15 protein-coding genes are annotated in these 13,957 nt (G+C 41.9%); 1 reads left to right on the top strand and 14 read right to left on the bottom strand.

The features are described 5' to 3' along the window. Window positions 1–7: 7 nt before the first annotated feature. From J2Z37_RS01735 to J2Z37_RS01715, 5 genes are all read right to left on the bottom strand, one after another. Window positions 8–466, bottom strand: coding sequence for a chemotaxis protein CheX (locus J2Z37_RS01735; RefSeq protein ID WP_209808301.1), 459 nt, complete (start codon window positions 464–466; stop codon window positions 8–10). A gap of 71 nt (window positions 467–537) precedes the next feature. Continuing rightward, window positions 538–948: a hypothetical protein gene (locus J2Z37_RS01730; protein WP_245203478.1), complete on the bottom strand. Its 411-nt coding sequence runs from the start codon at window positions 946–948 to the stop codon at window positions 538–540. Between the two features lie 87 nt (window positions 949–1,035). Next, entirely contained in the window at window positions 1,036–1,788 is a 753-nt protein-coding gene (sdhB, locus tag J2Z37_RS01725) for a succinate dehydrogenase iron-sulfur subunit (RefSeq protein WP_209808299.1), read from the bottom strand. Next, window positions 1,788–3,542 carry a succinate dehydrogenase flavoprotein subunit gene (gene sdhA, locus J2Z37_RS01720; protein ID WP_209808297.1) on the bottom strand — a complete coding sequence of 585 codons (1,755 nt, stop codon included), beginning with the start codon at window positions 3,540–3,542 and terminating at the stop codon, window positions 1,788–1,790. Before sdhA ends, sdhB begins: the two co-directional genes overlap by 1 nt. 34 nt (window positions 3,543–3,576) lie before the next feature. Further along, complete coding sequence (locus tag J2Z37_RS01715; RefSeq protein WP_209808295.1) at window positions 3,577–4,203, bottom strand: succinate dehydrogenase cytochrome b558 subunit; 627 nt, start codon at window positions 4,201–4,203, stop codon at window positions 3,577–3,579. A gap of 345 nt (window positions 4,204–4,548) precedes the next feature. Here J2Z37_RS01715 and J2Z37_RS01710 point away from each other — a divergent pair, with 345 nt between their 5' ends. Continuing rightward, window positions 4,549–5,004 carry a DUF2507 domain-containing protein gene (locus J2Z37_RS01710; protein WP_209808293.1) on the top strand — a complete coding sequence of 152 codons (456 nt, stop codon included), beginning with the start codon at window positions 4,549–4,551 and terminating at the stop codon, window positions 5,002–5,004. 29 nt (window positions 5,005–5,033) lie between these two features. Here the strand turns inward: J2Z37_RS01710 and uvrC are convergent, their stop codons facing one another. The 9 genes from uvrC to J2Z37_RS01670 form a co-directional block, all read right to left on the bottom strand. Continuing rightward, window positions 5,034–6,815, bottom strand: coding sequence for an excinuclease ABC subunit UvrC (uvrC, locus tag J2Z37_RS01705; protein ID WP_245203477.1), 1,782 nt, complete (start codon window positions 6,813–6,815; stop codon window positions 5,034–5,036). A 311-nt stretch (window positions 6,816–7,126) separates the two neighbouring features. Further along, window positions 7,127–7,444: a thioredoxin gene (trxA, locus tag J2Z37_RS01700; RefSeq protein WP_209808291.1), complete on the bottom strand. Its 318-nt coding sequence runs from the start codon at window positions 7,442–7,444 to the stop codon at window positions 7,127–7,129. A gap of 87 nt (window positions 7,445–7,531) precedes the next feature. Next, on the bottom strand, window positions 7,532–8,506 hold the full coding sequence (locus tag J2Z37_RS01695; RefSeq protein WP_209808289.1) for an electron transfer flavoprotein subunit alpha/FixB family protein: 975 nt from the start codon (window positions 8,504–8,506) through the stop codon (window positions 7,532–7,534). A 22-nt stretch (window positions 8,507–8,528) separates the two neighbouring features. Further along, complete coding sequence (locus J2Z37_RS01690) at window positions 8,529–9,296, bottom strand: electron transfer flavoprotein subunit beta/FixA family protein (RefSeq protein ID WP_209808287.1); 768 nt, start codon at window positions 9,294–9,296, stop codon at window positions 8,529–8,531. 22 nt (window positions 9,297–9,318) lie between these two features. Next, a complete protein-coding gene (locus J2Z37_RS01685; protein ID WP_209808285.1) occupies window positions 9,319–10,104 on the bottom strand; it encodes an enoyl-CoA hydratase-related protein in 786 nt (261 codons plus the stop codon). 28 nt (window positions 10,105–10,132) lie between these two features. Then, window positions 10,133–10,726 carry a fatty acid metabolism transcriptional regulator FadR gene (locus J2Z37_RS01680; RefSeq protein ID WP_209808282.1) on the bottom strand — a complete coding sequence of 198 codons (594 nt, stop codon included), beginning with the start codon at window positions 10,724–10,726 and terminating at the stop codon, window positions 10,133–10,135. Window positions 10,727–10,861: 135 nt separating this feature from the next. Continuing rightward, complete coding sequence (locus tag J2Z37_RS01675; RefSeq protein WP_209808280.1) at window positions 10,862–12,544, bottom strand: long-chain-fatty-acid--CoA ligase; 1,683 nt, start codon at window positions 12,542–12,544, stop codon at window positions 10,862–10,864. An 89-nt stretch (window positions 12,545–12,633) separates the two neighbouring features. Beyond that, entirely contained in the window at window positions 12,634–12,756 is a 123-nt protein-coding gene (locus tag J2Z37_RS25705) for a hypothetical protein (RefSeq protein ID WP_280922139.1), read from the bottom strand. A gap of 214 nt (window positions 12,757–12,970) precedes the next feature. Continuing rightward, window positions 12,971–13,945: an LCP family protein gene (locus J2Z37_RS01670; RefSeq protein WP_209808278.1), complete on the bottom strand. Its 975-nt coding sequence runs from the start codon at window positions 13,943–13,945 to the stop codon at window positions 12,971–12,973. Window positions 13,946–13,957 lie beyond the last annotated feature (12 nt).

Raw genomic sequence — 13,957 nt, 5'->3', positions numbered from 1 at the left:
GGTGCTTTTATTTCAACTTTACTACTTGAATATGAAATTGACCAATCTCCCCCAGATCTAACGGGATAAAGTATCCCTCTCCGAATCTATGGTTCTGTTCTGCGGGATCGAGAAGCATCGGTGGTGTTATATCAATATTAATGCCTTGATTGTAAAGGATTGCACTTGCATTTCCAGAAATCATATTGCCAAGTTCGGAAATTGCGCTTTTCCCTATTTCGTCGATCTCTGTAATCGTAAAGCCGCCCATCATGGCGGAAATAATTTTTAGAGCTACCTGTTCATGGAGACCAAAAATAACATCGCCCTCCAATTGGCCATTGACACCAATCTTTATCCATAAGTGGTCCTCTTCCAGCTTAATATCTTTTACCGTAAGATCTCCTCTTGAAGGTGTCACGTTGCAAACCTGTTCGATTACTAACTGGGCAGAATCCAAAAAAGGATTGATGTAACTTTCAGCCATCTGAAGGACCTTCCTTTACTACACTTTTTTGTCATTATACTTGATTTATCCAAAATTCGACAAGGGAAATTTCAGAATTTGTAAAAAAACAATGGTTTATCCGGAAACCTTTTAACTATTTCTTTCTTTAACTCTTTTTTCTGGAAAAAAATAAAATGGCAATTCCGCACATCCAGCACAGGTACTGCAATTTCATGGAGACTAATTTGCCAGATGGGACTATGTAATCTTTTAAAGGCAAATACCAACTCTCCAAATTGTATACACTCTTTCAAACATCTTATCATTGAATACTGATCGCTTGATTCCAATAAATGAATGGGTTCAAATCCAAATTTCTGGATTAAATGATTACGGTCATTCAACTGTTCCTGTCTTTTCGTCGACAGATTACGATCCGGGTATAAAATAGGGTACTGTTTCAACAAATAGTTAAGATCAATTCCGTGAAAAAACACCTGTTCCTCCATTTTAATACGCATTTTTTATTAAGCATTCCCCTCAGAAAAGAAAAAAAGACCAATTCCAAAAGGCGATTGCAACACCTTTGGAATTGGCCGTTATCATCATTAACTTTGGAAGAACTTCTTGATACTATGGATGGTTGTTGCACGGTTCATAGCTGCAATGGAAGTGGTTAAAGGAATACCTTTTGGACAGGACTGAACACAGTTTTGCGAGTTACCGCAATCCGTAATCCCACCTTCACCCATTAACCCTTCTAAACGCTCATCGGCATTCATTTTTCCGGTTGGGTGTGTATTAAACAAACGAACTTGAGAAATGGCGAAAGGTCCGATAAAAGGAGATTTATCATTTACATTTGGACAAGCTTCCAAACAAACGCCACAAGTCATACACTTGGATAATTCATAAGCCCATTGACGATCTATTTCAGGCATCCGTGGTCCTGGTCCCAAGTCATGGGTACCGTCAATAGGAATCCATGCTTTTACACGTTTTAGCGCATCAAACATGCGTTGACGATTAACAATTAAGTCCCGCTGAACTGGGAAAGTACTCATCGGTTCCAAACGAACCGGTTGCTCTAGTTTATCGATAAGTGCGGTACAAGCTTGACGTGGTTTCCCGTTGATAACCATTGAACAAGCTCCACAAACTTCTTCTAAACAGTTCGATTCCCAGTTTACAGGGGCTACTTTTTTCCCTGTAGAGTTAAGTGGATTACGCTGAATTTCCATCAAGGCACTTATAACGTTCATATTTGGACGGTACGGGATTTTAAATTCCTCTTTATAAGGTGTAGCATCCGGACCATCCTGCCTTGTAATAATAAATGTTACCGTTTTTTGCTCAGCCATCACTTCTTCGCCTCCTTATTACTTACGGCATAGTTCCGCTCACGTGGAGGAATCAGCGATGCATCGACATCTTCGTAATGGAATTTAGGTCCTTCTGGTGTGAAGTTGGCCATTGTTGTTTTCATGAAATCTTTATCATTACGTTCCGGGAAATCAGGTTTGTAATGGGCTCCACGGCTTTCATTACGGTTCAAGGCACCGATCGTCATCACGCGGGCCAATTCAAACATATTCCACAATTGTCTTGTAAAGGATGCAGCCTGGTTGCTCCATTTTGCCGTATCGTTAACATTGATATTCTTATATCTTTGCATTAACTCTTGGATCTTTTCATCCGTCTGTTTTAGTTTATCATTGTAACGAACAACTGTCATGTTCTTGGTCATCCACTCACCAAGCTCTTTATGAAGTACATAAGCATTCTCGGTACCATCCATCTTCAGGATGTTATCATATTTCTCTTGTTCCTTCTTAGCCTGTTGTTCATAAACCGTACTGGAGATATCTGCGCTTGATTTTTGAAGGCCCTTCATATATTTTACAGCATTCGGACCTGCCACCATACCGCCGAATACAGCAGATAATAAAGAGTTAGCCCCTAAGCGGTTTGCTCCGTGCTGGGAGAAGTCACATTCGCCAGCGGCGAATAGACCTTTGATGCTGGTTTGTTGATTGTAATCAACCCATAATCCCCCCATTGAATAGTGAACGGCTGGGAAGATTTTCATTGGAACCTTATGCGGATCCTCACCCATGAATTTCTCATAAATCTCGATGATTCCGCCAAGTTTAACATCCAATTCATGTGGATCTTTATGAGAAAGGTCCAAATAGACCATGTTTTCGCCGTTAATCCCAAGCTTCATATCTACGCACACATGGAAAATTTCCCGTGTTGCAATATCACGAGGAACCAGGTTTCCGTACGCTGGATATTTTTCTTCTAGGAAGTACCAAGGCTTACCATCCTTATAGGTCCAAACACGCCCACCTTCACCACGTGCAGATTCACTCATGAGGCGAAGCTTATCATCTCCTGGAATTGCTGTTGGGTGAATTTGAATGAATTCTCCGTTGGCATAGGCTGCACCTTGCTGATATACGGCAGAAGCTGCTGTACCTGTATTGATAATGGAGTTTGTAGATTTCCCGAAGATAATTCCAGGACCACCTGTTGCCATAATAACAGCATCAGCAGGGAATGATTTGAATTCCATCGAACGAAGATTCTGTGCCACGATTCCACGGCAAGTCCCTTCATCGTCCTGCACGATGGAGGTGAATTCCCAGTGCTCATACTTTGTAACCAATCCGTTCACTTCATGACGGCGAACCTGTTCGTCCAAGGCATACAAAAGTTGTTGCCCTGTTGTCGCTCCAGCAAATGCTGTCCGGTGATGCTGTGTTCCACCAAAACGGCGGAAATCAATCAATCCTTCAGGTGTTCTGTTAAACATAACACCCATCCGATCAAACATGTAGATAATTCCAGGTGCCGCATCAGTCATTGCCTTTACCGGAGGCTGATTGGCAAGGAAGTCCCCACCATAAATCGTGTCATCAAAGTGGATCCAGGGAGAGTCCCCTTCCCCTTTTGTATTTACTGCTCCGTTAATCCCCCCTTGGGCACATACGGAGTGTGATCTTTTAACTGGTACTAATGAAAATAAATCTACAGCGACGCCGGCTTCCGCACACTTAATGGTAGCCATTAAACCGGCAAGTCCTCCACCAACGATGATGATTTTACTCATTTATTGTTTCCTCCTACCCTTTGATGCTTGCCATTTAAACTGGATTAATGAAAGCGAACATGGCCATCAGACCTATATAGGAAAGGATGACAAAAAAGCCTAACCAAACATAAGTGGAGATTCGCTGTGCGCGTGGCCCAACGGTAATTCCCCAACTTACTAGGAATGACCACATTCCGTTGCTGAAGTGGAATGTAGCGGATAATAAACCGATCACATAGAAAGCAACCATCGCTCCGCTGCTGAATACATTCACCATAAGATCAAAGAACCCTTCTGGTGCTACGGAACCTATCGCAATTTGTATACGGGTTTGCCATACATGCCAAACAACGAAGATAAGAGTAATAACACCGGTTACCCGTTGTAAGAAAAACATCATATTACGGAAATAACCGTAATTATTTACGTTATGCTTGGCTTGGAAAGCAATATAAAGTCCGTACACTGCATGATATAACAGCGGTAAAAAGATAAATAAAATCTCAACAATAATCAAAAATGGAATGGTCTCCATAAATTCTACCTGCTCCGTAAAGCGCTCCCGGCCAAGCGTAGCTAAGTAGTTCGTGTAAAGGTGAACAAGCAAAAATGCACCTACAGGGATTACTCCCAATAAAGAGTGAAGTTTTCTGTTAAAAAAATGACGATCAGTCGCCATCCATAGGCCCCCTTTCATAGTGTCCAAGTTGCAGAAATACAGCTCCCACTATTTTACAGCTTTTCTTTCTGCTTCAAATAATAGCTTCTCTTATTTCTCCCCATCTTCCTTCTATTCCATTCTTTATAGCATGCCCCCTCGCCCCGGCCCTTTTTAGATTCCCACATAGATAAAAGCTTCCATTGGAAGCCAAAGGGGATGAACATTTTGTGACAAACCCAAACCTATTTTACTCCTCGATCATTGAAGCGTCAAGGAATCCTGAGGGATAATTCGTTATTGTTTTCATAATTATGCAAATCCCATCATAGACTAAAAAAAATGCCCAAGGAGGATCAAAAAACTATGAGACAAAGTCTCGCAGTATCTACCCTTTTCAAAGAAAGTATCCTACTCCCTCCTGAGAATGTTTCCAACTCTTTGTTAGGCTACCTCTTTTTTAGAGAGAAATTACTGGAAATTGTCCTTGGAGACAGCGAAACAAATATCTTGTATTGGGTCGGTAAAGAATTGGGAAATTCTCTTATTGTTCAGGTGATTGAAGAAATAGAAGATATTTTTCTACAGCTTGATTTGGGACAGGTCCAACTAGACAGCCAATCTTCTTCTTTTTTATGTTATCGAGTGACACATAACCGATATAATCTTTTAAGAAAAGAAAGACTGGAAAAAACACTTCACCTAGAAGCAGGACTTATGGCAGGTATAGCAGAGAATGTTTTAAAGCGATACTGTGCTGCCACTGTTCAAATGGATCAAAAAAATGGAATGTCTGCTTTAATTCAAATTGCTGTGGATTAAAGGGGAGCCTGTTGTTCAGGTTTCCCTCTTTACCTTTCTTCTGTTCGTAATTTATTTAATATTTCCTTTGCCAATTTATCGCCAATTCCTAAACTCCGAAAATCGTCCACGGTTGCTTCGCGTATCTTCTTTAATGAACCAAAATGTTTCAATAACAGTTTTTTTCTTTTCGGCCCAATCCCCGGAATATCGTCCAACTGAGAATAGAGCATGGATTTCCCTCGGCTTTGCCGATGAAAAGTGATGGCAAAACGGTGTACCTCGTCTTGGATCCGTTGTAGTAGATAGAATTCCTGGCTATCATGCCGAATTTGAACCAGGACAGGGGGGTCTCCCATTAATAGCTGAGAGGTTTTATGCTTTTCGTCTTTTGCCAAGCCACATACTGGAATGAACAATCCTAATTCATTTTCCAATATATCAATCGCAGCGGCTATTTGCCCTTTTCCACCATCAATAACAATGAGATCGGGAAGTTGCAGCTTTTCTTGCAGGGCTCTAGTATATCTCCTACGTACAACCTCCCTCATGGATTCATAATCATCTGGACCATCAACTGTTTTCAAATTAAATTTCCGGTATTCTTTTTTATCTGGTTTTCCATCGATGAAAACAACCATGGCCGAAACGGGATTTTTCCCTTGAATATTGGAATTGTCAAACGCTTCAATGCGTCTGGGAAATCCAATCCCTAAGAGCTCACCTAAATTTTTCACGGCTTGGGTAGTCCGTTCCTCATCTCTTGCGATTAATTGAAACTTCTCAACAAGTGCAATCCTTGCGTTCTCCTCAGCCATTTCTACCAGCTTTTTCTTTTCCCCACGCTTTGGTATGATAACCTTCATTTCCAATACCTGTTCCATAAGCTCCACATCTTTTTCATCTATTTCAGGCAGGTGGACTTCCTTTGGCTTCAGATGATTCTGTAGATAAAATTGGGTGACATAGGAAAGAAAGTCATCCACTTCCTCCCCATAAAAAGGAAACATGGAAACATTTCGTTCGATCCATTTTCCTTGGCGGATATGAAAGATTTGAACACACATCCACCCCTTATCCGTTTGATATCCAATAATATCCCGGTCGGTCTGGTCGGTAAAAGTCACATTTTGCTTCACCATTAATGCCTCAATCGCCTGTATTTGATCTCGATATTCCTTAGCTGCTTCGAAATCCAATTGCTCAGCTGCAGCAAGCATCTTTTGCTCTAGCTGCTGTTTGATTTCACCGTGTCCTCCGTTAAGAAAACGCTGAATCACTTCAATCATTTCCTTATACTGCGAAGGGTCAATATCAAACTCACAGGGTGCCACACATTGTTCTAAGTGATAATAAAGACAAACCTTTTTCGGGATATTTTTGCATTTGCGAAGTGGGTACAGCTTGTCTAGCAAATTTTTTGTTTGCGATGCCGCACCTGCATGCGGGTACGGTCCAAAATACTTCCCACCATCCTTCACAACAGTCCGTGTGACTTCCAAGCGTGGATGGTTCTCGTTGGTAATCTTGATATAAGGATAGGTTTTATCATCCTTCAGTAAAACATTATAGCGAGGATGATGTTGTTTAATTAAATTGCATTCTAAAAGCAACGCTTCCGCATTACTCCTGGTGACAATATATTCAAAATCGGTGATTTCACTGACTAATAGTTGGGTTTTCCCATCGTGACTACCCGTGAAATAAGATTTAACTCTATTTTTTAAAACCTTTGCTTTACCTACATAGATAATTTTCCCTTCACTATTCTTCATAATATAGCAACCAGGTTTATCCGGTAGAAGAGCTAATTTTTCTTTAAGATTATTCATTATCGTTCTCCCTCTATCGTAAAAAGAAGATGTACATAGGAGTATTTTATCATAGACTGGCTGGCGAGGTGGAGAGGGGATGATTGGTGGAGGGAGGGGGACCCGTGGCTGCAAACCTAGTTGGATGAAGATGAAATAGGGGGGAGAAGTTCCACTCCCCTGTGAAAGGTTGCTAAATCACATGAAATAAGGGGAGTTTTTACTCCTAAACCAAGAAAATGCCTTATGTTAGGCAACTTTTACTGGATTAGAAGTAATTTCTCCCCTTAAATTCAGAGTGACCAAAAAAGGGGGGCTGGCCCCCGAATTCCTTATAGATGTTTATTTAACGTTCCAACCAACGCATCTTTCGGCTGGAAACCAACGATCTTATCAACCACTTGACCGTCCTTAAACACTAACAATGTAGGAATGCTCATTACCCCAAAACGGCTTGCAGTTTCTGGGTTTTCATCAACATTTAATTTTGTAATCTTTAGTTTATCGCCAATTTCAGAATCGATCTCTTCTAGAACAGGCGCAATCATCTTGCAAGGTCCACACCAAGGTGCCCAGAAATCGACCAAAACAGATCCGCTTTGTTCAACTACTTGAGAAAAATCGTTATCTGTAACATTTACAATCGCCATTATTGTTCCTCCTTCATTCCTCTTACTTACTTTACAAAAGGAAGTATACCATTTTTCACTTCAAAATGCCACTAGAGGTACTCTTCCCTAAGACTTCAGAATGTGTTTCAGTTCTTCCGTCAGCATGGGAACAACTTCGAACAAATCACCGACTATTCCGTAGTCTGCCACACTGAAAATAGGGGCCTCAGGGTCTTTATTAATGGCTACAATGACTTTGGAGCTCGACATCCCGGCTAAATGCTGTATCGCACCGGAAATTCCGCAGGCAATATATAAATCCGGGGTCACAACCTTTCCAGTTTGTCCAATTTGCAGGGAGTAATCGCAATACTCGGCATCACAGGCACCACGTGATGCGCCCACAGCGCCCCCGAGTAAATCGGCCAATTCCTGAAGCGGTGCAAAACCTTCCTTACTTTTCACACCTCGTCCTCCGGAAATGACAATCTTCGCCTCGGACAGGTCAACACCTCCAACGGCTTTCCGCGCTACTTCTTTCACAATGGTCCGCAAATCCTTGATTTCTACAGGGAAAGCAATTTCCTCTGCTTGGCGGCTAGGATCGGCTTCCACAAGAGCGATATTATTCGGACGGATCGTTGCAAATACCTTTCCATCGATGATCTTTTTCTTCTGGAAAGCCTTGCCAGAGTAGATTGGTCGGGTGAAGATGATTTCTCCTCCATCCAAAGCAAGTTCGGTTGCATCGGAAATTAATCCCAGGCCAAGCTTCGCTGCTACACGAGGGGCTAGATCCTTACCGATCGCAGTATGCCCAAGCAGGATCACGTCTGGTTCTACCTTAGCCAAAATTTGTACCGTGGCTTGTGTGAAAGCATCCGGCGTATATTGTTTTAGATTCTCATCTTCCACAAGGTACACTTGGTTTGCCCCATACTGTGCCAGTTGGGAAGCTACCCCAGAAATACCTTGACCAAATACAGCTGCTGCAATTTCTCCACCTTCAGCAATTTTTTGCGCTGCTGATAACGCTTCAAAAGAAACATTTCTTAAAACACCATCGCGAGTTTCTGCTAATACAAGAACTTTTCTGCCCATGTTCATTCTCCCCCTCTTTTCTCTAGATTACTTTCGCTTCATTACGCAGAAGTTGTACCAATTCCTTCACTTGATCCTGTAATTCCCCGGACAACACTCGTCCCGCTTCTTTTTTTGGAGGAAGATATTGTTCCACGATCGCTGTTTTTGCCTTAATGGTTTCCGGATCGAGTTCCAAATCATCTGCACTAAGCCGCTCCATTGGCTTTTTCTTCGCTTTCATGATTCCCGGTAAAGAAGGATACCGCGGCTCGTTAAGTCCCTGTTGGGCTGTAACCAGCAAAGGTAATTTTACATCGACTGTTTCCGTATCCCCTTCTACATCTCTAACTAATGTAGCCACTGCACCTTCAATCGATAGTTTGGTAATCGTAGCAACATGCGCGATTCCCAGTTCTTCGGCCAATCGGGGGCCAACTTGACCTGCTCCATTATCAACCGAAGTATTTCCGGTCAGAATGATATCATAGTCACGATCCTTGATTACATGGGCTAAAGCTTTCGAAATAGTATATTCATCGCCAAATAATTCTTCGTCGTCAACGATGACCGCCTTGTCAGCTCCCATGGCTAACGCGGTGCGCAACGCATTTTCTGCGCGTGATGGTCCCACCGTCATAACAGTGACTTCCCCGCCAAACTCTTCTTTTAGCTTTATAGCCTCTTCGATCGCGTATTCATCATAAGGATTTATAATAAATTCCACTCCATCTTCAACGATCTGTCCATTCTGAATGGAAACCTTCTCTTCTGTATCGAAGGTTTGTTTCATCACCACTATAATGTTCATTCTCTTTCCTCCTCAATTCTAGTTATTTGTCTTTAAATTCCGCTTTACGTTTTTCTATGAAAGCAGAAACCCCTTCCTGGACATCTTCTGTATTAAACATCTGGGCAAATAATTCCGCCTCGAGCTTCTGCCCTTCTTCTAAGGACATTTCCAACCCTTTTGAAACAGCCTGGATCGCTGCCGCAAGAGAAGGTGCACTCTTTTCCTGAGCAATCATATCGGCATAGCGCCTAGCCGTTACCATCAATTCCTCCTGGGGTACAGACAGATTCACAATCCCTTGTTTTTCAGCTTCCTTCCCATCTATGAACTGACTGGTTAAAATAAGCTCCAAGGCTTTTGCCTTGTTCGTCAGTCTCGCCAATCGCTGCGTTCCGCCAAAACCAGGGATCAAACCCAGCTTTAGTTCTGGCAGCCCTAATGTCGCTTGATCTGATGCAATTCTCAGGTGGCAGCTTAGCGCTAGTTCAAATCCGCCACCCAATGCTGCCCCATTAATCGCAGCGATAACCGGCTTACCCAACTGCTCAATTTTATTAAAGACCTGTTGACCGTTTTCCGCAAAAGCTCTGCCTTTTGCTGCATTACCGTATGCGGAAGGGAATTCTTTGATATCTGCTCCAGCAATAAAAAATCGCCCGGAACCAGTAATGATCACAACTTTAATCTCTTGATTCTCCTGAATGTAGTCGATACAATCGGACAATCCTTTCAAGGTATCTGCATTTAAAGCGTTTGCAGGTGGATGGTCTATCATCACAATGCCTACTCGATCTTCAATAGACAGCTTCACATTTTTAAAATCCACAGTATTTCCCCCTCGTAAAAGCTAAAAGCTACTGTTTGTCCGCCTTCAATCCGTTAATAAAAAGAGTGTGTATGGGAATTACTTGATTCATCAATTCATACTTTCGATCATTCATTAACCATGCCGTAACTGCTTCATCCAAGGTGCCAAAAACCATCTTGCGAATCGTAAAGAGCTGGATGTCTGAGCGAAATACCCCTTCCTTCATTCCCAATTCTATGACTTCATCTATTAAATTGAGATAACTTTTTACAGATCTGCGCACTCCCTCGCGGATCCTCGGATTCGATTGTCTCATTTCCACCTGTGTCACATAGGCAAAATTCAAGTGCGTCGACAAATGGTAGAAATGCGTATGAATCAAAGTTAACAATTTTTCCGGGGCTGTTTTCGCTTGCTCAATGGCCTCTTTGGTAACCATGATCCACTCACCCATTTTCTGATGAAAAAGGGAAATCAGTAGATCTTCTTTATTTTTGAAATAGAGATAGATGGTTCCATCAGCAACATTCGCTTCCTTAGCAATTTTGGATACTTGGGCGTTATGGTAGCCATGCTCGGCAATTACCTTAACTGCAGCTTCAATAATAGCCTGATATTTTTCACCTGTTTTTTTTGCCATGAATAAAACCTCGATATGGTATGTGAATGACTATTCATTCGAGTTTAGTTTAGTACTCCTCTCTACTTTTGTCAATATTAAGAAGCGAAAGAAAACTTAGGTTAGATACAAAAAAGACCAACCTTGTGACGATCATCAGGTTGGGTCATCGCTTGCTTCCTTATTTTCAATGAGCTCTTTTTTAAGAACCTTTCCTACCATTGTTTTCGGCAATTCACTTCTAAACTCATACAGTCTTGGAACTTTATAAGCTGCTAACCTTTCTCGACAAAAGATGTTTAATTCCTGCTCACTTACAGCTGCATTCTTTTTAACAACAATAAAAGCTTTGACCGTTTCCCCACGATAAGGATCTGGTACACCCACTACAGCCGCTTCGGAAACTGCCTTATGTTCATACAACACTTCCTCCACTTCACGGGGATATATATTAAAGCCACCTGCAATAATCATGTCCTTTTTACGATCCACAATATAAAAATAGCCCTTTTCATCCATAAAAGCCAGGTCGCCGGTATAAAGCCAGCCCTCTCGCAGAACTTGTTCCGTTTCTTCTGGTTTCTTCCAATACCCCTTCATCACTTGTGGCCCGCGCACAACCAGTTCTCCAATTTCCCCAGGTGGTAAAGGGGCATCTGTTTTAAGATCAACAATTTTAGCTTCTGTGTCCGGCCATGGCAATCCAATACTCCCCGTAACCCTTTGGTCCCAAATCGGATTGGCATGTGTGACCGGAGAGCATTCGGTTAAACCATATCCTTCAACAAGTCTTCCCTTTGTCAACTCTTCAAAAGATTCTTGGACTTCTGTTGGCAATGGGGCAGAGCCGCTAATACATGCTTCAATTGAAGAAAGATCATATTTACTGAGCTGTGAATGGTTAATTAGAGCAATGTACATGGTGGGCGCCCCAGGGAAAACAGTTGGTTTTTCTTTGGTGATTGTCTTAAGTAAAAGGTCTACATCAAATTTTGGCACCATCACAAGGGTCCCCGCCATCCGTATGGAAAGATTCATCGCTACTGTCATTCCATATACATGAAAAAAGGGAACAGCCCCGAGAAACCTCTCTTTACCTGCTTCTGATTTATAAAACCAAGCATGGCACTGTATGACATTGGCAACCAAATTTTTGTGTGTTAACATCACACCTTTTGCCCTCCCGGTTGTTCCACCGGTATACTGCAATAAAGCCAAATCAGCCTTAGGGGAGATTTTAGCCGGTTCTACGAATTCATCCGCGTCTTTCATCAAGTTCTTCAATGACAGACATCCATCGCCCAAAAAGTCGATAGTCGGATGTAGTCCTTTTCTCTTTTGGACCAGCGGATATAGAAGGTTTTTTGGAAATGGCAGATAATCCTCCATCCTTGTGACGATAATATTTTTTAATTTTGTTTTGGGTTTTGCTTTACTTACCTTCGAGTACACAAGATCTAGACAGACAATGGTTTCAACCTCTGCGTCATTTAGCTGGAAAATCAGCTCTCTTTCCATATAGAGCGGATTGGTTTGAACGACAATGGCTCCGATCCATAAAGCGCCATAGTAACAAAAGACCGCCTGCGGACAGTTAGGAAGCATAACAGCCACCCGGTCTCCTTTTGCCACCCCTAGTTGCCTTAGAATCCCAGCAAATTTTTTAACCTCTTTAGCAAGACTTCGAAAATCTATTTTTTTACCTAAGAAACTAAGCGCTTGTTTGTCCGGATGATGCTCAGCAGCTTCTTCTAAAAAATAGGTAAGCGGAACTTCGGGATAATGTAGGTGAGCGGGAATTTGCGGAGGATAGTAGGCTAACCACGGTTTGTTCTCCATAGAACCACTCCTTTTTTCTGAATGTTAGAGGTTAAGTAGTGGTTGGAATGGTATTTACTCATTTATATGTATGAGAACGCGGTTTGTACTTATTCTGGGATCTGATGTGTTAATGATGATGACCAAATTGCTCCTTGGTAATTATAAAAATGGTCATCATCGAGGCGATGATGACCAAATTGCTCCTTGGTAATTATAAAAATGGTCATCATCGAGGCGATGATGACCAAATTGCTCCTTGATAATTATAAAAACGGTCATCATTGAAGCTATGATGACCAAATTGCTCCTTGGTAATTATAAAAATGGTCATCATCGAGGCGATGATGACCAAAATGCTCCCTGGTAATTATAAAATGGTCATCATCGAGGCGATGATGACCAAAATACTCCCTCCCTGGTAATTATGAAAACGGTGACCACCCTTTACTTTGCTGTAGTAACATTGGGCTCTGATCCAGCCAGGGTATCTTCAATAATTGTTTTAATGCGGTTACGTTCCTCCTGATCGACAAGATAAAACCAAAGGTTGTAGCCATGCATCGGGATTCGGCGGTTCGTCCCCTGGATCTCCACGGACTTAATACTAGATGATGAGAAATTGCGGAATTGGAGAAATAACCCGCGTATTTTTTCTTCAGTGAAATCCGTTTTTACGTGTTCCCCTAATATATCCATCATCTTGAACACTTTGAATACAGAACTTAGTTCTGTTGCTTTATCGGCAATTTTACGAATAATTTCTTGTTGACGATCCATTCGATCAAAATCACTGGCAGCTGATCCAATATCACTTTTGCGAAACCTTGCATAATCCAAAGCATTTTCTCCATCAAGCAGTTGAAGGCCCGGCTGCAAATCAATGGAAGTACCATCGACCGGATCATGATATTTCATTCTCCGCTTTACATTAACCTCCACCCCACCTAGAGCGTCCACAATTTTAATAAACCCATCAAAGTCAACGGCAGCATAGTGATCTACTTTAATATCAAAGAAGTTTTCCATCGTTTGCTTTACTAAAGGAGGGCCCCCGTAAAACATGGAATGATTAAATTTGTCCTGACCATATCCTGGAATGTCCGCCAGCGTATCCCTCGGAATGGACATTAATACTGCCTTTTGATTTTTCGGATGAACCGCAGCAAGCATAATGGTATCTGATCGTGATTTTTTCTCTCCTTCCCGTGAATCGACACCTAATAACAGAACGGTAAAAGGAGCTAATTCCACCTTTTCTTCAGCAGGCGGTTTATTTTTCTTTTCCCCGGCATATTCTCCGGGTTCCAATGGCATATACCAGCGCTCTACCATGTTTTGATATTTAACGTATCCATACCCTGCGAAGCCTAATCCAACTAGAAGAACAAGCGAGAAAAACATCAACAGAAGTTTCTTCATCATTTAAACTCC

Origin of the sequence: Ammoniphilus resinae (assembly GCF_017873965.1) — a bacterium.
GTDB classification, from domain to species: domain Bacteria; phylum Bacillota; class Bacilli; order Aneurinibacillales; family RAOX-1; genus Ammoniphilus_A; species Ammoniphilus_A resinae.
Note: the sequence above shows the minus strand (reverse complement) of the source record. Positions and strands in the feature narration are given on the sequence as shown.

Coding starts and splice junctions, on each gene's coding strand:
- J2Z37_RS01735 (WP_209808301.1), bottom strand. CDS start 466: ATGGCTGAAAGTTACATCAATCCTTTTTTGGATTCTGCCCAGTTAGTA.
- J2Z37_RS01730 (WP_245203478.1), bottom strand. CDS start 948: ATGCGTATTAAAATGGAGGAACAGGTGTTTTTTCACGGAATTGATCTT.
- sdhB (WP_209808299.1), bottom strand. CDS start 1,788: ATGGCTGAGCAAAAAACGGTAACATTTATTATTACAAGGCAGGATGGT.
- sdhA (WP_209808297.1), bottom strand. CDS start 3,542: ATGAGTAAAATCATCATCGTTGGTGGAGGACTTGCCGGTTTAATGGCT.
- J2Z37_RS01715 (WP_209808295.1), bottom strand. CDS start 4,203: ATGGCGACTGATCGTCATTTTTTTAACAGAAAACTTCACTCTTTATTG.
- J2Z37_RS01710 (WP_209808293.1), top strand. CDS start 4,549: ATGAGACAAAGTCTCGCAGTATCTACCCTTTTCAAAGAAAGTATCCTA.
- uvrC (WP_245203477.1), bottom strand. CDS start 6,815: ATGAATAATCTTAAAGAAAAATTAGCTCTTCTACCGGATAAACCTGGT.
- trxA (WP_209808291.1), bottom strand. CDS start 7,444: ATGGCGATTGTAAATGTTACAGATAACGATTTTTCTCAAGTAGTTGAA.
- J2Z37_RS01695 (WP_209808289.1), bottom strand. CDS start 8,506: ATGGGCAGAAAAGTTCTTGTATTAGCAGAAACTCGCGATGGTGTTTTA.
- J2Z37_RS01690 (WP_209808287.1), bottom strand. CDS start 9,296: ATGAACATTATAGTGGTGATGAAACAAACCTTCGATACAGAAGAGAAG.
- J2Z37_RS01680 (WP_209808282.1), bottom strand. CDS start 10,726: ATGGCAAAAAAAACAGGTGAAAAATATCAGGCTATTATTGAAGCTGCA.
- J2Z37_RS01675 (WP_209808280.1), bottom strand. CDS start 12,544: ATGGAGAACAAACCGTGGTTAGCCTACTATCCTCCGCAAATTCCCGCT.
- J2Z37_RS25705 (WP_280922139.1), bottom strand. CDS start 12,756: ATGATGACCATTTTTATAATTACCAAGGAGCAATTTGGTCATCATCGC.
- J2Z37_RS01670 (WP_209808278.1), bottom strand. CDS start 13,945: ATGAAGAAACTTCTGTTGATGTTTTTCTCGCTTGTTCTTCTAGTTGGA.